We start from the raw sequence: 21501 nt of genomic DNA on the forward strand, positions 1-21501 counted from the left end.
GCGCGCAGTACCAGCGCGCACACGAGAAAACCGCCGAGAATCAGAGCAACGTAGGCCAGATCGGCCATGAGCTTCCCTCTTCGAAATCTTTTGCCGTGCTGCTGTGCATCGCAGCCATGACGCGCGGTCGCCCTCGACCGGATGCGCTCTCTCAGCTTCGACCTCCGGAAAGGCCGATTCCGCGTCTCTGACGATCCGCTTACGCACTGACCTGGCGTCTTGACGCGATCTTGACGCGAAACCGAAGTTCACTAATACTGAAACAAGTTACTGTTCGTTCGAACGAACAGTTTTGCGAAGGGAACCTGATGACTTCTCGAACCGACCACGATCTCGCCCCCGGTCTTGTCGACCAGGTTGCGAGTCTGGCCTCGGGCGCCACCTCGTCCGTCGCGGCCACGGAGGCAACGCTGAGCCGGATCGAGGCCACTCAGCCTCACCTCAATGCGTTCAAGATCGTGCGGCGCGAGAAGGCACTCGAGGAAGCTGCCGAGGCCGACAGGCGTCTCGCACTCGGCGAGCGCCTACCTCTTCTCGGCGTGCCGATCGCAGTGAAGGACGACGTCGACATCACCGGCGAACCCACGGCCTTCGGTTGCCCTGGCGATTTCCCGGCCAAGACCGAGGACTCGGAGATGATTCGACGCCTTCGCGACGCCGGCGCAGTGATCGTGGGCAAGACCAACAGTCCGGAATTGGGCCAGTGGCCGCTCACGAGCGGTTCAGCCTTCGGTTACACGCGCAATCCGTGGTCGCGTCACCACACTCCAGGCGGATCGTCGGGCGGCACCGCCGCGGCCGTCGCCGCCGGATTGGTCAGCGCCGGAATCGGTTCCGACGGTGCCGGTTCCATCCGAATCCCTGCGGCCTGGACCAACCTCGTCGGAATCAAACCGCAGCGCGGGCGCATCTCCACCTGGCCCGACGCCGAAGCGTTCTACGGCCTGACGGTCAACGGCCCGCTCGCTCGCACCGTCGCCGACGCGGCACTGCTGCTCGACGTCGCTGCCGGCAACCATGACGGCGATCTCCACAAGCCGACACCGGTCACCGTCAGCGACGCGGTGGGACGCGACCCCGGAAAACTGAAAATCGCGCTTTCCCTTCGCAATCCGTTCACCGCCACTCCCGTGAAGCTGGACCCGGAAGTGCGCCTGGCCGTGCATTCGATCGCCGACACGCTGCGGGAACTCGGACACCATGTCGTCGTCGACGATCCCGCATACGGCCTGATCTTCGGCCTGAACTTTCTGCCCCGCTCGCTCGTCGGGGTCCACGACTGGCTCGGACGGGTTCCCGACCCGACACTGGTCGATGCCAGAACACGCGGAAATGCCCAGAACGGCAAGCTACTTCGCGGCGCACCTCTGCGCGCGGCCCGCGCGGCCGAGCCGCGGATGCGAAAGCGGATCGGAGCGATCTTCGACACCTACGACGTCGTCCTGGCACCCACGACGGCAACTCCACCGATCATGGCGACCGCGATCGACGGCATCGGTGGCTGGGACACCGACAAGGTCATGACCGGCGCCTGCCCCTACGCGTGGCCGTGGAACGTCCTCGGCTGGCCCTCGGTCAACGTGCCGGCCGGATTCAGCAAGGCCGGCCTGCCCATCGGTGCGCAGTTGATGGGCAACGAGAACACCGAACCTCTGTTGGTCTCCCTCGCTTCACAGTTGGAATCGGCCCTGCGTTGGGATCAGGTCCGACCCGAGCCGTGGTGGTGACCCGATGAGTAACCGGGACGTTCGCGAGCGAATACTCGACGCCGTTCTGCACGTCGTCGGTACCGACGGCATCCCGGGTGTGAGCAACCGGCGCATCGCCGCGCAGGCCGGCGTCTCACTCGGATCGATCACGTATCACTTCGCCAGCCAGTCGGACATGCTGCGGGCCGCGCTGTCTCGTTTCGTGACCGACGAGACGACGCGCCTGCGCGCCTTGGCCGAGGAGTACCGCGACAAAGGTCTGAGCGTCGAGGACGCCGCGGCAATAGCCGAAAAGGTGACGCGAGATCTTTCGTTCTCGGCCGAGCGGATCGCGCCGTTCGAGATGTACATCGCCGCCGGGCGCGACCACGAACTCCACGAAGTCGCCGTCGAATGCTTCGCCGCCTACGACGATTTGACCGTCACGATTCTGACGGCACTCGGTGTACCTGATCCGGAGTCGATTGCATCGACGCTCGTCGCCGTCATCACCGGCCTCCAACTCCGACGCCTGGCCACCGGCGTCGACGAGCAGGACATCGGCGCGGCGATCCTCAGGGTCCTCCGGCCCTAGAAGCCCAGCCGGCCGAGCTGCTTCGGGTCGCGCTGCCAGTCCTTGGCGACCTTGACGTGCAGCTCCAGGAAGATCCGCACACCGAGCAGCTTCTCGATCTGCAGGCGCGCACTGGTACCGACTTCCCGCAGACGCGCTCCGCCCTTACCGATGACGATGCCCTTCTGACTGGGCCGCTCGACGTAGAGCAGTGCATGCACGTCGAGCATCTCGCCCTGCTTCTCGGTGCGTCCCTCGCGCGGGATGACCTCCTCGATCACCACAGCCAGGGAGTGCGGCAATTCTTCGCCGAGCCCCTCGAGCGCAGCCTCACGGATCAGTTCGGCCATGAGCACCTCTTCGGGCTCGTCCGTCAGTTCCCCGTCCGGGTAGAAGGCCGGGCCCTCGTCCATCAGACCGGCGAGGACGTCGACCAGGATCTCGACCTGTTCACCCGACTTCGCGGACACCGGAACGACCTCGGATTCGGGACCGAGCAGGGTGGACAGCGCGAGCAACTGCTTTCCGACGGCGTCGCGGCTGACCTTGTCGATCTTGGTCACGATGCCGACCAGCTTGGTCTTGGGCGCCATCTGACGGACCTGCTGCACGATCCAGCGGTCTCCGGGCCCGATGGCCTCGTCGGCCGGGATGCACAGGCAGATGACGTCGACCTCGGAGTACGTGTCGCGAACCAGGTCATTGAGGCGCTGCCCGAGCAAAGTGCGGGGCTTGTGCAGTCCAGGGGTGTCCACCAGGATCAGCTGCGCATGCTCGCGGTGAACGATGCCGCGAATCGTGTGGCGCGTCGTCTGCGGGCGCGAGGACGTGATCGCGATCTTGCTGCCGACCAACGCGTTGGTCAGCGTGGACTTGCCCGTATTGGGTCGACCCACGAAACACACGAAGCCTGACCGGAATTCGTTCTTGCTCATAACTGCTCCTCGCTGAACTCTCGCTCAGTCATCGGTGTCTTCTGTCTCTTCGTCTTCCGACGGCGGGATGCGCTGCACGAACACCGTGCTGATGCGTACCCGGCCTCGGCCCGTATTGGTTCCCTCGCCGCGCAGAATCAAACCGTCGTACTCCACTTCGGAACCGGGAAGTGGCACTCGGCCGAGTACGTATCCGATCAGCCCGCCGACGGTCTCCACCTCGTCGAGTTCGAGTTCGAGATCGAACAATTCACCGAGGTCTTCGATGGGAAGTCTCGCGGATACGCGGAACATTCCGTCACCGAGATCCTCGATGGGCGGCGTCTCGTCCTCGTCGTACTCGTCGGCGATCTCACCGACGATCTCTTCGATGACGTCCTCGATCGTGACGAGCCCGGCGATTCCGCCGTACTCGTCGACGAGTATCGCCATGTGGTTGCGGTCGCGCTGCATCTCGGCCAGCAAGCTGTCGAGCGGCTTCGAGTCGGGAACGAAGACGGCGGGCCGCATGACGTCGCAGACGTTGACGTTCCGGCCGCCGTCGGGCAGGTGGTAGGTCTGCTTGACCAGATCCTTGAGGTAGACGACACCGAGCACGTCGTCGACGTTCTCCCCGATGACCGGCAGGCGCGAGTGACCACTGCGGACGGCCAACGACGTCGCCTGCCCGGCATTCTTGTCGTTCTCGATCCACACCATGTCGGTGCGCGGCACCATCACCTCGCGTGCCGACGTGTCTCCGAGCTCGAAGACGGACTGGATCATTCGGCGTTCTTCGTCGGCCACGACGCCACGTTCCTGCGCCATGTCCACGAGTTCACGCAACTCGATTTCCGACGCGAACGGGCCGTTGCGGAAGCCCTTACCCGGGGTCAATGCGTTACCCACGAGGATCAGGACGCGACTGATCGGCCCGAGCAGAACCCCGATCCACAGCAGTGGCAGCGACGCGGCCATCGCGATGGAGTACGCATGTTGGCGCCCAAGCGTTCTCGGTCCGACGCCGATGACCACGTACGAGACGAGAACCATGATCACCGCCGTGACGGTCAGTGCCCAGCCCAGCGAGAGGACGTCGATCAGGCCGCCCACGAGTACGACGGTGGCCGTGATCTCGCACAAAATGCGAAGCAGGACCATCAGATTCACGTATCGCGGACGATCGGTCAGGATGCGTTGCACTCGCGCGGCGCCGGCTCGCTCTTCCTTTGCCATCTCGTCGATCCGCGCCGACGAAATGGTGTTGAGCGCCGAGTCGACGGCCGCGAACACACCACCGACCGGGACAAGAGCAATCGCCAGAACAAAGAGCGCTATCGCGCTACTCACTACAGAACCCCGGATAACTGTTATCGGTCCACTCCGTCGACGAAACCGGTCTTGCCGAGCAGCTTCTGATCGCGTTCGGCCAGTGCTGCTTCGCGGTCGATACGGCGAAGGTCTTCGTACCACTCTTCGAGGAGGCTGTTCTGCAAGCCGAACATCTCCTTCTCCTCTTCCGGCTCCGCATGGTCGTAGCCGAGAAGGTGCAACACACCGTGGACGGTCAGGAGGGCAAGTTCGTGAGCCAGTGAATGCCCGGCCTTGTCAGCCTGATCCGCGGCAAAAGACGGACACAGCACGATGTCGCCGAGCATCGACGGCCCCGGCTCGGGGGAATCGGGACGGCCACCCGGCTCGAGTTCGTCCATCGGGAACGACATGACGTCGGTCGGACCCGGCAGGTCCATCCAGCGAACGTGCAGATCCGCCATCGTCACGGAGTCGACGAGAACCATCGACAGCTCGGCCGCCGGATGGACATCCATCCGAGCGATCACGAAACGGGCAACGCTGATCAACTCCGGTTCGGAGATGTCCATGCCCGATTCGTTCGAGACCTCGATGCTCATGTGCGACGCTCTTTCCTGGGAAAAGTAGGGGTTGATGCGTCGCTCAGCCTACCGTCGCGGTGAATGAGCATGTGCAGCGCGGCGCTGCGCCCGGTTTCCGACCGCCAACTCGCCGGACCGATCCGATTCGTGACGCTCGTAAGCGTCGACGATGTGAGAGACCAGCCGATGACGTACGACGTCGCTGCTGTCGAGAGTGGCGAAATGAATATCGTCGATCCCGGTGAGGATTTCGGATGCCGCGCGCAGACCCGAACGGGCCCCGCCCGGCAGATCGACCTGGGTCACGTCTCCGGTGACCACGATTTTGGAACCGAACCCGAGGCGGGTCAGGAACATCTTCATCTGCTCGGCCGTGGTGTTCTGCGCTTCGTCCAAGATGATGAAGGCGTCGTTGAGCGTCCGGCCACGCATGTAGGCGAGCGGAGCGACCTCGATGACTCCGGCCTGCATCAACTTCGGAATCGCCTCGGGATCCATCATGTCGTGCAATGCGTCGTGCAGCGGGCGGAGATACGGATCGATCTTCTCGTGCAGCGTGCCGGGCAGAAAGCCCAGTCGCTCCCCGGCCTCGACTGCCGGCCTGGTCAAGATGATCCGAGAGACCTGCTTGGCCTGCAACGCCTGAACGGCCTTGGCCATGGCGAGGTAGGTCTTGCCGGTACCGGCCGGGCCGACTCCGAACACGATGGTGTTCTCGTCGATGGCGTCGACGTAGCGTTTCTGGTTGAGGGTCTTCGGCCGAATCGTCTTGCCCCGACGCGAAAGAATGTCGAGGGAGAGCACCTCGGCCGGAGACTCGCCGACCTCGTTGGTGAGCATGCCGATGGTTCGTCGAACAGCGTCCGGAGCAATGGGCTGCCCTCGACCGGCCAGCGACGCCAATTCACTGAACACACGTTCTGCCAGCGCCACGTCTGCAGCCGTCCCCGACAAGGAGATGGTTCCGCCACGTACATGAATGTCGGCACGAAGCTCACGTTCGATCGCGGTGAGATTCTCGTCCGTCGCCCCCAGGATTTGACGCACGGTCTCCGGCGCCAGATCCATACTCGAACGGACGGTGCGCTCTGCGGGCAGAGCGCGCTCGGTGATGGTGGTTACACGGTTCCCGTCGAGTTCACTGTGTTCACTCACGTGGTGAATATGGCCTGCTTTCTGGTCCGATCAGCCCACTCGACTCGTGAGCCTCGATACTTCGAAGTCTAGCGCCAGAGTCGGACACGGCCCACTTGTTAATCGTCCCGGCCTAATCCTCGCGGCGACCGGACGGCAGCGATTCGCGGATCCACTCCGACGCTTCGGCGACGATCTCGGAGCTTCTGTCCGGACTGATACCCGCGATGACCAGGCACACGGCGGCAAAGGATTCGCCCGAGTCCGTGATGAGCCCACTGTTGGCCTGATCGAACAAAGTGATCGTGATCGCCTCGGTCATCGCTACCAGAGTCTCGGCCGGCAGGTATTTCGAGAAGGTTCCGTCACGCTGACCGCGCTCGACGACGCTGATACTCACGGCGCGCGCGGGCTCCATCAGATCGAGAATCCGCTGCTCCCCCAACTCTTTGCGAGCAAAGCTGAGCAGCATCCGGAAGCGATCACCGACCGGCCATGACAGCAATGCCAGTACGGCAGTCGCCAGATCCGGGCGCTCGGGCGGCTCACCGGCTTGGCTCAGCGCAGCTACGAGATCGGTCGACGCCTCGTCCACGATGCCGTTGATCAGCGCCTCTCGGCTGTCGAAATGCGCGTACACGGTTCGCCTGACCACACCGGCGGCCTTTGCGACGTCGTCCATGCTCGCATCCGGATCAGCAGCGAACGCCGTGATCGCCGCCTCGATGATGCGATTGCGATTGGCCGCGGCCTGACTACGACGCTGCCGTCCGCCCGATTCGGCTGTTCCCGAAACGACTGTGCCCGAATGCGTCAACGCGCGTTCCACCTCTTTCGACTGCCCAACTGTGATCTAGGTCAATCATAGTTGCACATCGGTGTGCAAGTTATTAACTTACACATCAGTGTGCAAATAGATCGAGGAGTGTCTTCGATCATCAGGAACGGAGTCGCGACATGACGACACTCATGAGCAAACCTGTCTCGGAGATGGACCAGCCGTACTCACGGCGGTGGGCCGCGCTCGGGGTGTTGTGCCTGAGTCTGCTGATCGTCGTGATGGCGAATACCGCGCTGATCGTCGCGGCGCCGGACATGACCAGAGACCTCGGCCTCACCAGCACGCAACTTCAATGGGTCATCGACGGCTACACCGTTCCCTACGCCGCATTGATGCTGCTGTTCGGCGTGATCGGTGACAAGTACAGTCGCCGCGGCGCACTTCTCGCCGGACTCGCCGTGTTCGCCGGCGGCGCCGTCTTCGGCAGCATCGCGGACACCACCAACGCCGTCATCGCGGCACGAATGATCATGGGCGTCGGCGCCGCGATCATCATGCCCGCGACGCTTTCGCTTCTGGTCGCTACCTTTCCCAAAGCGGAGCGATCACGCGCCATCGCGGCGTGGGCGGCGACGTCGGGTCTCGCGATTGCCCTCGGCCCTCTACTGGCCGGATGGATTCTCGACAGTCATTCCTGGAGCATCACTTTCCTGATCAACGTCCCGATCGCCGCAGTCGCCGCCGTCGCCGCCGTAATTCTGGTGCCGCCGAGCAAGGCCGAGCACCTGGGCCGGATCGACTGGATCGGCGGCGCACTCTCGGTGGTCACCATTGGCTCGCTCGTGTACTCGATCATCAACGGATTCCACTTCGGGTGGACCGGCGGACCCATCGGTGCCGCCGTACTCGCTGCGATCGGCCTCGTCTCGTTCGTCGTCTGGGAACTGCGTCACCCGCAGCCACTGCTCGACGTCCGTAAGCTCGGCCAGCGCATGGTCGGCGGCGCGACGCTCGCCGTACTTCTGCTGTTCCTGGCCGCCTTCGGCGCCATCTACTTCATCTCACAGCAGTTCCAGTTCATCCTCGGCTACGGCGCACTCGAAACCGGTGTTCGTCTGCTGCCCTTGGCAATTGCCGTTTCGATCGGCGCCGTTGTCAGTGGGCGGATCACTCCGCTGATCGGCGTCCGGGCATCCATCGTCGGCGGCATGGTGGTCGCCGCGATCGGCGTTCTGATTCTCACGCAGGTCGACGGCGATTCGGGCTACTGGATGTTCGCAGTCCCACTGATCCTGCTCGGCCTGGGCATCGGTCTCAGCGAACCGCCGGCCACCGACGCCATCATGGACAACTTCTCCGAGGACGATCTCGGTGCTGCGGGTGGCCTCAACGACACCGCCATCGAACTCGGCGGCTCGCTGGGTATCGCGATCCTCGGCTCGATCCTCGCTGCGAGCTACAAGGATTCGATTGCCGGATTCATCAATGGAATGCAGGTTCCGCAGTTGACGGGCGAACTTGCACAACAGGCCGCGTACGCGATGGAGGTGTCGGGCGAATCCGTCGGCGGCGCTTCGTTGGTCGCCGAAGAGATGGCAGGCAACCCGTTGGCTGCAGCTCAGGCAGGGCCGTTGCTCGACGCCGCAGGCAGTGCCTACGCCGACGCGATTTCGGCGGCCAGTTGGGCGGGCGGTCTTGCACTGTTCGTGGGGGCAGTTGTCGTGGCGTTCATCCTGCCGGGCAAGAAGGCCCCTGTGGAAGTAGACCCCGCGTCAGTCTGACGTGCTCAGAGCCAGCGGGTCTTCGGCGAGAACCAACTCGCGGGAGACCCGCCACGACTCGGTCGAGGGTGAGAGAAATGCGTCGTGTCCTTCGCCCTCGATCACACGCAGTGCCACGGGATCACCAGCCGCTTCCGCGGCTTTCGCGTACCGGGAGCTCACCTTGGCCGGCACCTGCAGATCCTCCGCACCCGTGACGCACACAACGGGGACGCCGATCGGCAATCGATGCTGCGGCGACGCACTGCGATACAGATCCGGGTCCGCGTCGAACGGAACGCCGAACAGATCCTCGATGAAGCTGATCCGTCGTCCACGCTCGCCTGCCGACGCCAGATCGAGTGCGGCCGCCTGGGCGATGACCCGTTCAGGCCGGGTAAACGTGTCCTTCTCCCCCGCCAGCCACACTGCAAGATGTCCTCCGGCCGAATGCCCGAGCAAGCGAATCTGATTCAGATCCAATTCGGCCGAGGACTTCCCGGCAACCAGTCCGGGGATTTCGTCGTACGCCGTTTTCACGTCGGCGGACATCTCCGGCCAACCACCGCCCGCCCCGAGACGGCGGTATTCGATGTTCCACACCGCGACGCCGTGCCGCGCGAGTTCGACGGCAAATGCGGTGCCCAGAGTCAATCCGTACTGCCCGCTCCAGAAGCCGCCGTGGATCTGCATGACGACCGGGATCGGGCCGTCAGCGACTCCGTCGGGAACGTAGAGATGCCCGAACTGCTGCTCGTGTCGGCCGTACGGAATCTTGAATCGAGGCACCGAGGAAATCTATCTCAGGCGAGGGCGCTGCCTGCGGCCCAGTCTGCCCAGGAAAGGGTCCAGTCGCCGTTCTGCCACACCTCCAGCGGAGCGCCGCCGGTGTTCTTGATCTCGACGACATCTCCCGGCTGCGAGAAATCGAAGAACCATTTGGCATTGGCCGCACTGAGATTGAGGCAACCGTGCGAGGTGTCGGTGTTTCCCTGCGCCCAGACGGTGCTCTCCAACTCGTGAAGATAGATACCGTCTGTGCTGATGCGGGTGGCCCAGTTGATGGATTCCTTGTAGCCCAGGCGCGAGTTGATCGGCAGACCGTAGGTCGACGAATCCATGATGACGGGGTTGGCCTTGTCCATCACGGTGTACGTGCCGGGCTGGGTCCAGAACGAGAGCGTCGTGCCGCCGATCGTCTCGGTGCCGCCCATTCCCATCGAGGTCGGCATTTCCTTGATCACCTGACCGTTTTCGTAGACGGTCACCATCTTGGTGTTGTCGTCGGCGACCGAGACGTGGGAGTCGCCGATTTTGAAGGACACGGTGTCGTCCTGCTGGCCGTACAGTCCGTTGCCGAGCTGCTTGCCGTAGATGTTCGCGTTCACCGAGACCGTCGTGCCTGGTGCGTAGTAGTTCTGCGGTCGCCAGTGAACGTTCTGACCGTCGACCCAGTACCACGATCCCTGTACGGGCGGATTGGTTGTGACCAGCAGAGACTTCTCGGCCGCGGCCTTGTCACCGATCAACTCGTCGAAATGAACGGCGACGACGGTGCCGACACCGTACGTGCCACCGTCCGATATCGAGGCGCCACCGGTGGTGTTGATGTACGCCCGGGTCTGGTTACTCGGCGCGACGGTGGTCAGCGTCGTGTTCTTGGTCGTGGCAACACCATTCGCGTCGACGACGTCGACGACCAGCTTGTAAGTCTTGCCGTATCCGAGTGGTTCGCTCGGTTTCCATGACGTCTTGTCCGGCGTGGTGATACCGGCGACTTCCTTACCCTCGGGATTGGTCAGCGCGACGGTCGTCAGTGTTCCCTTCGCGACCTGGACCTCGATGGGGTCGAGTGGACTCACCGGAGTTCCGCCGTCCGCCGGTGTGACGGTGACGAGCGCCTCGCTGGTCGGGGTAGTGGTGACGGCGCTGCTGGAGGAACCCGTGTTGTCTCCGGTGGAGACCGTGCACCCCGCGACGAGCATCAACGCCGCCGCGGCACACACCGCTCCAACGATTCGCATATGCGCACGTGACAACATCTGGCCTCCTGAAATCCCCGAACCAACTCACGCCGAAGGCGACCCCCGACGTCCTTACGATAGTGCGCAAATCTGACACTTCGCTGAGCGCCGGATCCGATTCAGCTCGGGATCACAACAAGATCAGTGCAGTGGCCGTGGTCCCCAGCGATCGGTCAGCACTCCGATCGCGCCCAGAGCAACAGCCCCGGCGGTCGACGTGCGCAGGACCGTCGGGCCGAGAAGCACCGGAGTGGCCCCGGCCTCCGACAACGCGTTGATCTCCGAATCGTCCAGCCCACCTTCGGGACCGACAACCAGAAATACCTCGTCCGCGCTCGCCAGCGGCAAACCGGCCAACGGCGTCGTCGCCGATTCGTGAAGCACCGCAACCACAGCGCCGCGGGCAACGGCGTCACGAACCAACGCGATCACCGCCGGCGTCTTGTGCAGTTCCGCAATTTCCGGGACGAACGCGCGTCTGGACTGCTTTGCCGCAGACACTGCCGCACTTCGCCAGCGTGCGACGCCCTTGGCGAGCTTGGGGCCCTCCCACTTGGCGACACAACGCAAGGACTGCCACGGGATCACCGCGTCGATCCCCGCCTCGGTCGCCAGTTCGACGGCCAACTCGGAACGCTCGGCCTTGGGAAGTGCCTGAACGAGGGTCACCAACGGCTTGGGCTGCTCGAGAACCTGAACGTCACTGACCAACAGTTCCAGGCGGTCCTTGCCGACGCTCGTCACCTCGGCGTCGGCTACCCGGCCACGGCCGTCGGCCAACACCAATCGCTCGCCGACGCCGATCCGGCGGACAGTGGCCGCGTGGCGACCCTCCTGTCCGTCCAGAACTGCGATTTCACCGACGCCGGGAACCGGGTCGAGAAAGAAGACCGTTGCGGCCACCGTCAGCGGCCGCTGAATGCTTCGCGAAGACGCGAGAACAATCCACCGCTGTTCTGCGAGGCCGTCGAGACAACCTCGGCCTCGTCGCGATCGCGGAGCAGCTTGAATTCCTTGAGCAGCTTGGACTGCTTGTGATCGAGACGGCTCGGGATGACCACCTCGAGGTGAGCGTGCACGTCGCCGCGCACTCCCGACCGCAGTTTCGGCATGCCATGACCGCGAAGAACAGCAACGTGTCCGGGCTGGGTGCCTGGCTCGATGGTGATTTCCTTGGGGCCGTCGATGATGGTGTCGACGGTGACAGTCGTACCGAGCGCTGCGTCGACCATCGGAACGCGGATCGTGCAGTGCAGGTCTTCACCGTCTCGAACGAAGACGTCGTGCTGCTGCTCGACGATCTCGACGTAGAGGTCGCCGGGGTGTCCGCCGCCCGGGCCCACTTCACCCTGCGCGGTCAAACGGATGCGCATGCCACCGGCGACGCCCGCGGGAACCTTCACGGTGATGTCACGCTTGGCCCGAACTCGGCCGTCGCCGCCACACTTGTGGCAGGGATCCGGGATGGTCTCACCGGCACCGCGGCACGTCGGGCACGGACGCGAGGTCATGACCTGACCGAGGAACGAGCGCTGGATGGACTGAACTTCGCCGGCACCGTTGCAGGTCTCACAGCGGACAGGCTTGGAGTCGCCGTTGGTTCCGGCTCCGGTGCAGCTGTCGCACAGAATGGCCGTCTCGACGGTCACGTGCTTGCTGACTCCCGTCGCACATTCTGCGAGGGTCAGCTTGGTGCGAAGCAACGAGTCGGCCCCGGGCTGAACGCGACCGCGCGGCCCACGACCTGCGCCGCCACCGCCGCCGAAGAATGCTTCGAAGACGTCGCCGAGGCCGCCGCCACCGAATCCGCCGCCGAAGCCACCACCGCCGCCACCACCGGACTCGAGCGGGTCTCCGCCGAGATCGACGATGCGACGCTTCTCCGGGTCGGTCAGGACCTCGTAGGCCGTCGAGATCTCCTTGAACTTGGCCTGCGCCGCCTCGTCAGGGTTGACGTCCGGGTGCAGTTCGCGTGCCAGCTTGCGGTAAGCGCGCTTGAGCTCCTGGTCTGTCGCGTTCTTGTCGACGCCGAGCAATCCGTAGTAATCCCGTGCCACGTTGAGTCTCTCGTCCTTCTCTTACTTCTAGGTTTTCCTCAGTCCTCGCGAGGAGGCGTGCCGACGAATGTCGACGTCCGTCATCGCTCGGAGAGAACTTCGCCGATGTATCTGGCAACGGCGGCAACCGATGCAATTGTTCCCGGATAGTCCATCCGAGTGGGTCCGAGCACACCGACACCACCGAAAACGGTACCGGCCGCGCCGTAGCCAGTCGAAATCACGGAGGTTCCGCGCATCTGTTCGACCTGCGTCTCTTCACCGATCTGAACGGTGACCGTGCCGGAGTTCTGCGTCGCAGCGAGCAGTTTGAGGACCACTACCTGCTCTTCCAGTGCTTCGAGCACGGCGCGCAGCGAACCGGGGAAGCCGGCCAGACCGGAGAAATCGGCGGCGTTGCGCGTGAGATTCGAGGTTCCGCCCAGAACGAGACGATCTTCCGGATGTTCGACCAGGGTCTCGACCAGAACCGTTGCCGAGCGGATCACGGCGTCGCGAAGGTCGGCCGGAGACTCGTCGGCCAGTTCCGCCACGGCAATCGACGCGGCGGCCAGGCGCTTGCCTTCCAGTGCTCCGCCGAGAAGCGTGCGCAACCGGGAAAGGTCTTCGTCTTCGAGGACGTCTCCGAGTTCGACGATTCGCTGATCGACGCGGCCGGAATCGGTGATGAGAACGAGAAGCAGGCGCGCCGGCGTCAACGCGACCACCTCGAGGTGGCGAACCGACGACGCGGACAGCGACGGGTACTGGACAACCGCGACCTGACGGGTCAGTTGCGCGAGCAGTCGCACACCGCGGCGCAGAACGTCGTCGAGATCGACACCCGACTCCAAGAACTCGAGGATCGCTCGACGCTCGGGCCCGGACATGGGCTTGACGTCGGCGATGCGATCGACGAATTCGCGGTATCCCTTGTCGGTGGGGACGCGGCCGGAACTGGTGTGCGGTTGGGCAATGTAGCCCTCGGCCTCGAGGAATGCCATGTCGTTGCGCACAGTGGCGCTCGACACTCCGAGGTTGTGACGCTCGACCAGTGCCTTGGATCCCACCGGGTCCTGGGTGGAGACGTAATCGGCCACGATTGCACGTAAGACCTCGAAACGCCTGTCGTCGGTACTCGACATCGTTGCCACCTCCGTTTCCTGAAAAGAACGAACACCGACATTTACACATCGGTTTCCACTGGCAGTCTAATCGCCCGAGCGCCAGAGACGGCTGTTGCCCTTACTGTGGAGTGAGATCGGCGAAAGGTCGATCGCACAACCATGGACAAGGCGGCACATGATCTTCAAAGGCGTGATGGACGGCAAACCGTATCCCGATCACGGACTGTCTCTACGCGACTGGTCGAAGTTCCCTCCACGTCAGGTTCGACTCGACGAGATCGTGACCACCACGAAGGTCCTCGAACTCGATCGCCTGCTGTCGGAGGACTCGACCTTCTACGGCGATCTGTTCCCGCACGCAGTGCAGTGGCGCGGCACTCTCTACCTCGAGGACGGTCTGCACCGAGCGGTTCGTTCGGCCCTGCGAAACCGCGTCGTGCTGCACGCGCGTGTCTTCGACTTCGACGCGATGCCCGGTGTCATCGAGGGAGTCCGCTGACGCTCACGCGACTCGGGTACCGAGACTCAACCGACGAACGCGAGCAGTGCGGGATTCGTCTGCCCCGGCCAGGTTCCGGTGAGTGTTGCCGAGCCTGACACTCGATCTGCGTCGATCACTCTCACCACGGTCAATTCCAGATCTCCCGCGCTGATGGTCGTGTCGGTGCCGACTGTCGAGCAGGTCACGGATTCGACTGCCGGTACGGAAGCGCGGGCCGTACCGCTGCCTACTACGCGAGCCGTCACGGGGATGTGATCGGCGGTGTCCGCGAAGACCAGTTCGACTCCGGCCCCACCCGTCAGAATCGCGGTCGCCACCGCGCTGACGTAGACCGGATCACAGCATGCGTCGTACACCCACCGTTCGCCGAGTACCGAATGATCCATGGTCGCGATCAGCGCGGTCTCCGCCCCGTCCAGCGGAGCACCACGATAAGTGAGCGGGACCTGAAGAATTCGACCGTCGGCAGAGCGCATCAGGTGCGTCTCGATTCCGACCTCGCCGTCCGGGTCGTCGAAACGATAGGCGTCGACGCGTTCGAGCGTCGAACAGTCGACCGACCCGAGCCACTGCTGCTTGGGCACCCACGCTCGGAGCAGGTCGTTCTTGGACGGATTCAGCTGCGCACGATGAATGATGGCCACCACGGCCACATTACGCGGCGAAGGATGGTTGCGCGTCAGGTCAGGATCGTGCGAATCACCGCATCGGCGAGCAGGCGACCACGGTCGGTGAGAACCACGTGATCGTTCTCGATCACGGCCAACCCGTCGACTACCACCTGTTCGGCCGAAAGACGTTCGGATGCAGACAGTTCCGACAACGGAAGTCCCGTACGCAACCGTGCGGTCAGCATGACTCGCTCCATGTGTTCGTCCTCGGCGGTCAGTTCTTCGCTGCCGCCGACGGGAAGTTCGCCGAGCGCCAACTGTTCCGCGTACCGCGCCGGGTGCTTGACGTTCCACCACCGCACTCCGCCGACGTGGCTGTGCGCGCCCGGACCGGCACCCCACCAGTCACCGCCGTCCCAGTAGCCGAGGTTGTGACGACACCGGGTGTCACCGGAGTCCGCGGTTTCCGCCTTTGCCCAGTTGGAGACCTCGTACCACCGCAAGCCTGCCTCGGACAGGCGTGAATCGATTCGTTCGTACCGCGAGGCCAGCACGTCGTCGTCCGGGGCGGGCAGCTCGCCGCGCCTGACCTTGCGAGCCATGGCGGTGCCGTCCTCGACGATCAACGCGTAGGCCGAGACGTGATCGACATCGGCGGAAAGGACCGCATCGAGTGAGGCGTCCAGGTCTTGATCGCGCTCCCCCGGGGTTCCATAGATCAAATCGAGATTCACGTGCGAAAAACCAGCTCCGCGAGCCTCTTTCGCGGCAGCGACGGCGCGACCGGGGGTGTGCGTGCGGTCGAGGATCTTCAGAACGTGCTGGGCGGCCGACTGCATGCCGAGGGAAATCCGGGTGAATCCAGCGCTGCGGAGAGCACCGAAGAACTCCGGCGACGTCGATTCGGGGTTCGATTCCGTGGTCACTTCGGCGCCGGACGCCAGGCCGAAGCTGCTCCGCACCGCCGACAGCACGTCGGACAATCCGTCACCACCGAGCAGCGACGGCGTTCCACCGCCCACGAACACGGTCTCCGCCGCCGGGGCGCCCGTCATCTCGGCCGCGAGATCGAGTTCGCGCCGCAGACCTTCCAACCACGATTGCGGCGAGGCGGAAGTTCCGAGCTCTCCGGCCGTGTAGGTGTTGAAATCGCAGTACCCACACCTGGTGGCACAGAACGGGACGTGGATGTAGATCCCGAACGGCCGTTTCCCGACACCCTCGAGCGATCGCGCGGGCAAGGCGAAGGGCGTCGCCTCGCTCTGTCGAGTGGGAGTCGTGCTGGTGGCATTCACGCCTCCAGTGTCCCAGCATCCGGAACGCACACCTATTCAGCCTGCGATGCAGGTCGGCGTACGGCTTGAACTCGATATTTCCCCCGTTTTTCGTGGAAATACGCACCCGAGTCGGAATTATCGAGTTGACGTGGCACAATGGTCCGCATGACCGGACTCGGAGTGCGACTTGTGGCGCGTCGCCATGTCGACTTCAAGCGTGTGTGCAGCTCGTCGTGTCTGCACCTGTGTAGCTGTTGATCTTTCACTGATCTTCCAGCCTTTCCCGCTCATCTCCATCTGCTTCACCGAAACACTCTCTGCAGAGAAATGCCTTTTCAGGGACGCAGCTTCTCCAGCTGTTCGTTTTCGTGAGCACACCTGCCGGCCGCGAGCTTTCCGAGACCGAGGACAGCCCCCTCGATTTCCGACACGGACCGGTGCGTCCCGATCAGACACCGCCACAGTTCATCGATAGTGCGTGCCGCGTGCCGATCAACCGCCCAGATCCAGGAGTTCATCGATGACGTCGACCACCGACGCCGCCACACCCGCCGATTCGGCAGCTGCCGAAGCCCGGCCTGCACGCGCTGCGCGTCCCGCCAAGCGTCGCGCCGAAGGTCAGTGGGCCCTCGGTTACCGCGAGCCTCTCAACGCCAACGAGCAGGCCAAGAAGGACGACAACCCGCTCAACGTTCGGGCCCGCATCGAGAACATCTACTCCAAGCAGGGCTTCGACAGCATCGACAAGGGCGACCTTCGCGGCCGCTTCCGCTGGTGGGGTCTCTACACCCAGCGCGAAGAAGGCTACGACGGCACCTTCACCGGCGACGAGAACATCGACCTGCTCGAGGCCAAGTACTTCATGATGCGCGTGCGTTGCGACGCCGGCGCTCTCAACGTCGAGCAGCTGCGCACCATCGCCGGCATCTCGAAGGAATTCGGCCGGAACACCGCCGACCTGTCCGACCGCGAAAACGTCCAGTTCCACTGGATCGAGGTCGAGAACGTTCCGGAGATCTGGAAGCGCCTCGAAGCCGTCGGACTCAAGACCACCGAAGCGTGCGGTGACTGCCCCCGCGTCGTCCTCGGTTCTCCCCTGGCCGGCGAATCGCTCGACGAGGTCCTCGATCCCACCCCGGCGATCGACGAGATCGTTCGCCGCTACATCGGCGACCCCAAGTACTCCAACCTGCCGCGCAAGTTCAAGACCGCCATCTCCGGCCAGCAGGACGTCGTTCACGAGATCAACGACATCGCCTTCATCGGCGTGAACCACCCCGAGCACGGCCCGGGCCTCGACCTCTGGGTCGGCGGCGGACTGTCCACCAACCCGATGCTGGCGCAGCGCGTCGGCGCCTGGATTCCGCTCGACGAGGTCCCCGATGTCTGGGAGGGCGTCGTCTCGATCTTCCGTGACTACGGCTACCGCCGTCTGCGCGCGAAGGCCAGGCTCAAGTTCCTCGTCAAGGACTGGGGTATCGAGAAGTTCCGCGAGGTTCTCGAGACCGAGTACCTCGAGCGCCCGCTCATCGACGGCCCCGCGCCCGAGAAGCCCAAGCGCCCGATCGATCACGTGGGCATCCAGAAGACCCGCAACGGCCACAACGCAGTCGGTTTCGCTCCGATCGCCGGCCGCGTCTCGGGAGACATCCTGGCTCAGGTCGCCGACGCCGCGGAGAAGGCCGGCAGCGACCGGATCCGCTTCACTCCGTACCAGAAGCTGATCATCCTCGACGTCGCCGACGAGACGCTCGAGCCGCTCATCGCCGATCTCGACGCGCTGGGCCTTCCCGCCCGACCGTCACACTGGCGCAAGAACCTGATGGCCTGCTCCGGCATCGAGTTCTGCAAGCTCTCGTTCGCCGAGACCCGCAAGCGTTCGCAGGTGCTCGTGCCCGAACTCGAGCAGCGTCTCGCCGACATCAACAGCCAGCTCGACGTGCCGATCACCATCAACATCAACGGTTGCCCCAACTCCTGTGCTCGCTCGCAGATCGCCGACATCGGCTTCAAGGGCCAGCTCGTCGACGACGGTGAGGGGAATCAAGTCGAGGGTTTCCAGGTTCACCTGGGAGGCAGCCTCGGATTCGACAGCGCCTTCGGACGCAAGCTGCGCCAGCACAAGGTCACCAGCGTCGAGATGGGTGACTACATCGACCGCGTCGTACGTCAGTTCGTCAAGAACCGCAACGAAGGTGAACGGTTCGCCGAATGGGCAGTGCGCGCAGACGAAGGAGATTTGCGATGACAGTGGACATTTCGCGAGCAACTGCCGACGAGCTTCGGTCCATCGCCGAGCGCGGTGCAGTAGAACTCGACGGAGCCGGCGCGCAGGAACTGTTGCAGTGGACCGAGGACACGTTCGGTGACTCGTACATCGTGGCGTCGAACATGCAGGACGGGGTGTTGGTTCACCTTGCCGCACAGGTGCATCCGGGCGTCGACGTCCTCTTCCTCGACACCGGCTACCACTTCCCCGAAACCATCGGCACGCGTGACGCGGTCGAGCAGGTGTACGGCGTCAACGTCATCAACGCTCGTGCGCTGGCAAGCGTCGCCGAGCAGGATGTCGCCGAGGGCAAGGATCTGTTCGCCCGTGATCCCAACCGCTGCTGCGCACTACGCAAAGTCGCGCCGCTCAAGCAGACACTGTCCGGGTACAGCGCGTGGGTGACCGGCATCCGCCGCGTCGAAGCGCCCACCCGCGCCAACGCTCCCCTGATCTCCTTCGACGAAGCCTTCGGACTCGTGAAGATCAACCCGATCGCTCCCTGGTCGGACGAGGAGATGCAGAACTACATCGACACCAATTCCATCCTCGTCAATCCCCTTGTCGACGAGGGATATCCGTCCATCGGCTGCGCACCCTGCACCAGCAAGCCAGCCCCCGGCAGCGATCCGCGTAGCGGTCGTTGGGCCGGTGCCTCCAAGACAGAATGCGGGTTGCACGCATCATGACAGTTGACTTGACACCTTCACGGCCTCAGCTCGACGGCACACAGTTCGATACTCTCGACGCCCTCGAGTCCGAAGCGATCCACATCTTCCGAGAGGTAGCCGGCGAATTCGAACGCCCGGTCATTCTCTTCTCGGGCGGTAAGGATTCCACGGTGCTGCTGCATCTGGCGATCAAGGCCTTCTGGCCTGCGCCGCTGCCGTTCACCCTGCTGCACGTCGACACCGGCCACAACCTGCAGGAAGTCCTCGACTTCCGCGACCACGTGGTAGCCAAGTACAACCTGCGCCTGCACGTGGCCAGCGTCGAGGAGTACATCGCGGACGGTCGCCTCACCGAGCGCCCCGACGGTATCCGCAACCCGCTGCAGACCGTGCCGTTGCTGGACGCGATCTCGGAGAATCGTTTCGACGCCGTCTTCGGCGGCGCTCGCCGCGACGAGGAGCGGGCCCGCGCCAAGGAGCGGATCTTCTCGCTGCGCAACGCTTTCGGACAGTGGGATCCCAAGAAGCAGCGCCCGGAGCTGTGGAACCTGTACAACGGTCGCCACTCCCCGGCGAGCAGGTACGCGTCTTCCCGCTCAGCAACTTCACCGAGCTGGACATCTGGCGTTACATCGCCCGCGACAACGTCGAGCTCGCCAGCATCTACTACGCCCACCAGCGTCCGGTGTACCAGCGCGACGGCATGTGGATGACCCCCGGAGTCTGGGGTGGGCCGGCTGACGGCGAAGAGCTGCAGACCCTTTCGGTGCGATACCGCACCGTCGGCGACGGTTCGACCACCGGCGCAGTCCTCTCCGATGCCGCTGACAACGAGGCCATCCTGGCCGAGGTTGCGGCATCACGTTTGACCGAGCGCGGCGCGACCCGTGGCGACGACCGAGTTTCCGAAGCGGCCATGGAAGACCGCAAGCGAGAGGGCTACTTCTGATGAGCGATCTGCTCAGACTGGCAACTGCCGGCAGCGTCGACGACGGAAAGTCCACCCTCGTGGGCCGTCTGTTGTACGACACGAAATCCGTTCTCGCCGACCAGATCGACGCCGTGACCCGTGCGTCGGTGGACCGCGGTCTCGACACCCCTGACCTCTCGCTCCTGGTGGACGGACTGCGCGCCGAGCGTGAGCAGGGCATCACCATCGACGTGGCGTACCGCTACTTCGCGACCCCCAAGCGCACCTTCGTGCTCGCCGATACACCGGGCCACGTGCAGTACACCCGCAACACGGTCTCCGGTGCCTCGACGGCTCAGCTCGTGATCCTGCTGGTCGATGCTCGCAAGGGCGTCATCGCGCAGACTCGCAGGCACGCAGCGGTTCTCGCGTTGCTCGGTGTCCCGAAGCTCGTTCTCGCCGTGAACAAGATCGACCTCGTCGAGAACCCCGAAGAGGTCTTCACCTCGATCTCCGCCGAGTTCAACGAACTCACCAGCTCACTTGGCTGGGCAAGCGAAGACGTCGTCGAGATCCCGGTGTCGGCACTGCACGGTGACAACGTCGCCATCCGCTCCGACAAGACCCCGTACTACACCGGCCCCACACTGATCGAGCACCTCGAGTCGATTCCGGTCGACGCCGAGCCACATCGCGTCGGTCTGCGTTTCCCGGTGCAGTACGTGATCCGCCCCCGCACCGCAGAGTTCCTCGACTACCGCGGCTACGCCGGTCAGGTCGCTGCCGGTTCCGTCGTGCCCGGCGACGAAGTGGTGATCCTGCCCTCGGGTACGCGCACCACCGTCACACGTATCGACACGGCCGACGGCGAACTGGACGTCGCCCACGCCGGACGCAGCGTCACGCTGATCCTGGCCGACGACGTCGACGTCTCACGCGGCGACACCATCGCATCGCCGTCCGACGCACCCGAGCCGATCGGCGAATTCGACGCCACTGTCTGCTGGCTGGCCGAGAAGTCGCTGCGCCCCGGTGCACGTCTGCTGCTCAAGCACGGCACGCGAACGACGCAGGCCATCGTGGGCAGCTTGGTGGAACGCTTCAACGAGCAGGACCTCACCACGGATCAGGGCCCGGACACTCTCGAGCTCAACGAGATCGGCAAGATCTCCATCCGGGTGGCCGAGCCGATCGTGGCTGACGACTACGCCGTCAACCGCCACACCGGCAGCTTCCTGCTGATCGATCCCGCTGGTGGAAACACTCTCGCAGCCGGCCTGGTGGGCGACGTCATTTCCGCTGTCGAATTGGGCGAGCGCGTCTAAGTC

At 64.1% G+C, this 21501-nt stretch carries 19 protein-coding genes and 1 pseudogene; 8 read left to right on the top strand and 12 right to left on the bottom strand.

The annotated features are described in order from the left end of the window. Positions 1–308: 308 nt before the first annotated feature. Positions 309–1727 (top strand): amidase, encoded by a 1419-nt coding sequence (locus EHW12_RS18335; RefSeq protein ID WP_125051429.1) that lies wholly within the window; start codon positions 309–311, stop codon positions 1725–1727. Between the two features lie 4 nt (positions 1728–1731). After that, on the top strand, positions 1732–2283 hold the full coding sequence (locus tag EHW12_RS18340; protein ID WP_030536607.1) for a TetR/AcrR family transcriptional regulator: 552 nt from the start codon (positions 1732–1734) through the stop codon (positions 2281–2283). Here EHW12_RS18340 and era read toward each other — a convergent pair. The 5 genes from era to EHW12_RS18365 form a co-directional block, all read right to left on the bottom strand. After that, complete coding sequence (era, locus tag EHW12_RS18345) at positions 2280–3197, bottom strand: GTPase Era (RefSeq protein ID WP_003944451.1); 918 nt, start codon at positions 3195–3197, stop codon at positions 2280–2282. The two genes, EHW12_RS18340 and era, sit on opposite strands and share 4 nt — an antisense overlap. A gap of 24 nt (positions 3198–3221) precedes the next feature. Beyond that, positions 3222–4526 (bottom strand): hemolysin family protein, encoded by a 1305-nt coding sequence (locus EHW12_RS18350; RefSeq protein ID WP_003944509.1) that lies wholly within the window; start codon positions 4524–4526, stop codon positions 3222–3224. A gap of 20 nt (positions 4527–4546) precedes the next feature. Beyond that, positions 4547–5089 (bottom strand): rRNA maturation RNase YbeY, encoded by a 543-nt coding sequence (gene ybeY / locus EHW12_RS18355; RefSeq protein WP_125051431.1) that lies wholly within the window; start codon positions 5087–5089, stop codon positions 4547–4549. Between the two features lie 48 nt (positions 5090–5137). Then, on the bottom strand, positions 5138–6139 hold the full coding sequence (locus EHW12_RS18360) for a PhoH family protein (RefSeq protein WP_223304543.1): 1002 nt from the start codon (positions 6137–6139) through the stop codon (positions 5138–5140). 199 nt (positions 6140–6338) lie between these two features. After that, a complete protein-coding gene (locus EHW12_RS18365; RefSeq protein WP_007731067.1) occupies positions 6339–7034 on the bottom strand; it encodes a TetR/AcrR family transcriptional regulator in 696 nt (231 codons plus the stop codon). A 128-nt stretch (positions 7035–7162) separates the two neighbouring features. Here EHW12_RS18365 and EHW12_RS18370 point away from each other — a divergent pair, with 128 nt between their 5' ends. Continuing rightward, positions 7163–8767: an MFS transporter gene (locus EHW12_RS18370; protein WP_007731066.1), complete on the top strand. Its 1605-nt coding sequence runs from the start codon at positions 7163–7165 to the stop codon at positions 8765–8767. On the opposite strand, the gene EHW12_RS18375 is transcribed toward EHW12_RS18370, so the two are convergent. The 5 genes from EHW12_RS18375 to hrcA form a co-directional block, all read right to left on the bottom strand. Next, positions 8759–9535: an alpha/beta hydrolase gene (locus EHW12_RS18375; protein WP_125051433.1), complete on the bottom strand. Its 777-nt coding sequence runs from the start codon at positions 9533–9535 to the stop codon at positions 8759–8761. The genes EHW12_RS18370 and EHW12_RS18375 overlap by 9 nt on opposite strands. A 14-nt stretch (positions 9536–9549) precedes the next feature. Further along, positions 9550–10788, bottom strand: coding sequence for an Ig-like domain-containing protein (locus EHW12_RS18380; protein WP_054187678.1), 1239 nt, complete (start codon positions 10786–10788; stop codon positions 9550–9552). A 123-nt stretch (positions 10789–10911) separates the two neighbouring features. Then, positions 10912–11673, bottom strand: a complete 762-nt coding sequence (locus EHW12_RS18385; RefSeq protein ID WP_125051435.1) for a 16S rRNA (uracil(1498)-N(3))-methyltransferase — start codon at positions 11671–11673, stop codon at positions 10912–10914. A gap of 2 nt (positions 11674–11675) precedes the next feature. Next, a complete protein-coding gene (gene dnaJ, locus EHW12_RS18390) occupies positions 11676–12827 on the bottom strand; it encodes a molecular chaperone DnaJ (RefSeq protein WP_003944460.1) in 1152 nt (383 codons plus the stop codon). An 80-nt stretch (positions 12828–12907) separates the two neighbouring features. Further along, positions 12908–13951, bottom strand: a complete 1044-nt coding sequence (hrcA, locus tag EHW12_RS18395) for a heat-inducible transcriptional repressor HrcA (RefSeq protein WP_003944583.1) — start codon at positions 13949–13951, stop codon at positions 12908–12910. 157 nt (positions 13952–14108) lie between these two features. Here hrcA and EHW12_RS18400 point away from each other — a divergent pair, with 157 nt between their 5' ends. Beyond that, positions 14109–14432, top strand: a complete 324-nt coding sequence (locus EHW12_RS18400) for a type II toxin-antitoxin system VapB family antitoxin (RefSeq protein WP_003944521.1) — start codon at positions 14109–14111, stop codon at positions 14430–14432. Between the two features lie 26 nt (positions 14433–14458). On the opposite strand, the gene EHW12_RS18405 is transcribed toward EHW12_RS18400, so the two are convergent. Both EHW12_RS18405 and hemW read right to left on the bottom strand, forming a co-directional pair. After that, on the bottom strand, positions 14459–15079 hold the full coding sequence (locus EHW12_RS18405; protein ID WP_054827651.1) for a hypothetical protein: 621 nt from the start codon (positions 15077–15079) through the stop codon (positions 14459–14461). 35 nt (positions 15080–15114) lie between these two features. Further along, positions 15115–16341: a radical SAM family heme chaperone HemW gene (hemW, locus tag EHW12_RS18410; protein ID WP_125051437.1), complete on the bottom strand. Its 1227-nt coding sequence runs from the start codon at positions 16339–16341 to the stop codon at positions 15115–15117. A 502-nt stretch (positions 16342–16843) separates the two neighbouring features. Here hemW and EHW12_RS18420 point away from each other — a divergent pair. The 4 genes and pseudogenes from EHW12_RS18420 (at position 16844) to EHW12_RS18435 (ending at position 21498) form a co-directional block, all read left to right on the top strand. Next, the gene (locus EHW12_RS18420; protein ID WP_125051439.1) at positions 16844–18571 is read left to right on the top strand and encodes a nitrite/sulfite reductase; all 1728 of its coding nucleotides are present in this window, start codon (positions 16844–16846) and stop codon (positions 18569–18571) included. After that, positions 18568–19281 carry a phosphoadenylyl-sulfate reductase gene (locus EHW12_RS18425; protein ID WP_003944488.1) on the top strand — a complete coding sequence of 238 codons (714 nt, stop codon included), beginning with the start codon at positions 18568–18570 and terminating at the stop codon, positions 19279–19281. The genes EHW12_RS18420 and EHW12_RS18425 overlap by 4 nt, the downstream gene beginning before the upstream one ends. Beyond that, positions 19278–20212, top strand: a pseudogene (gene cysD, locus EHW12_RS18430) (sulfate adenylyltransferase subunit CysD). Before EHW12_RS18425 ends, cysD begins: the two are co-directional and overlap by 4 nt. Beyond that, the gene (locus tag EHW12_RS18435; RefSeq protein ID WP_020969973.1) at positions 20212–21498 is read left to right on the top strand and encodes a GTP-binding protein; all 1287 of its coding nucleotides are present in this window, start codon (positions 20212–20214) and stop codon (positions 21496–21498) included. The pseudogene cysD and the gene EHW12_RS18435 overlap by 1 nt, the downstream one beginning before the upstream one ends. Positions 21499–21501: the final 3 nt, after the last annotated feature.

Origin of the sequence: Rhodococcus sp. NJ-530, assembly GCF_003860625.1 — a bacterium.
Classification (GTDB): Bacteria; Actinomycetota; Actinomycetes; order Mycobacteriales; family Mycobacteriaceae; genus Rhodococcus_F; species Rhodococcus_F qingshengii.

Coding starts and splice junctions, on each gene's coding strand:
- EHW12_RS18335 (WP_125051429.1), top strand. CDS start 309: ATGACTTCTCGAACCGACCACGATCTCGCCCCCGGTCTTGTCGACCAG.
- EHW12_RS18340 (WP_030536607.1), top strand. CDS start 1,732: ATGAGTAACCGGGACGTTCGCGAGCGAATACTCGACGCCGTTCTGCAC.
- era (WP_003944451.1), bottom strand. CDS start 3,197: ATGAGCAAGAACGAATTCCGGTCAGGCTTCGTGTGTTTCGTGGGTCGA.
- ybeY (WP_125051431.1), bottom strand. CDS start 5,089: ATGAGCATCGAGGTCTCGAACGAATCGGGCATGGACATCTCCGAACCG.
- EHW12_RS18360 (WP_223304543.1), bottom strand. CDS start 6,139: ATGGATCTGGCGCCGGAGACCGTGCGTCAAATCCTGGGGGCGACGGAC.
- EHW12_RS18370 (WP_007731066.1), top strand. CDS start 7,163: ATGACGACACTCATGAGCAAACCTGTCTCGGAGATGGACCAGCCGTAC.
- EHW12_RS18380 (WP_054187678.1), bottom strand. CDS start 10,788: ATGTTGTCACGTGCGCATATGCGAATCGTTGGAGCGGTGTGTGCCGCG.
- hrcA (WP_003944583.1), bottom strand. CDS start 13,951: ATGTCGAGTACCGACGACAGGCGTTTCGAGGTCTTACGTGCAATCGTG.
- EHW12_RS18400 (WP_003944521.1), top strand. CDS start 14,109: ATGATCTTCAAAGGCGTGATGGACGGCAAACCGTATCCCGATCACGGA.
- EHW12_RS18420 (WP_125051439.1), top strand. CDS start 16,844: ATGACGTCGACCACCGACGCCGCCACACCCGCCGATTCGGCAGCTGCC.
- EHW12_RS18425 (WP_003944488.1), top strand. CDS start 18,568: ATGACAGTGGACATTTCGCGAGCAACTGCCGACGAGCTTCGGTCCATC.
- EHW12_RS18435 (WP_020969973.1), top strand. CDS start 20,212: ATGAGCGATCTGCTCAGACTGGCAACTGCCGGCAGCGTCGACGACGGA.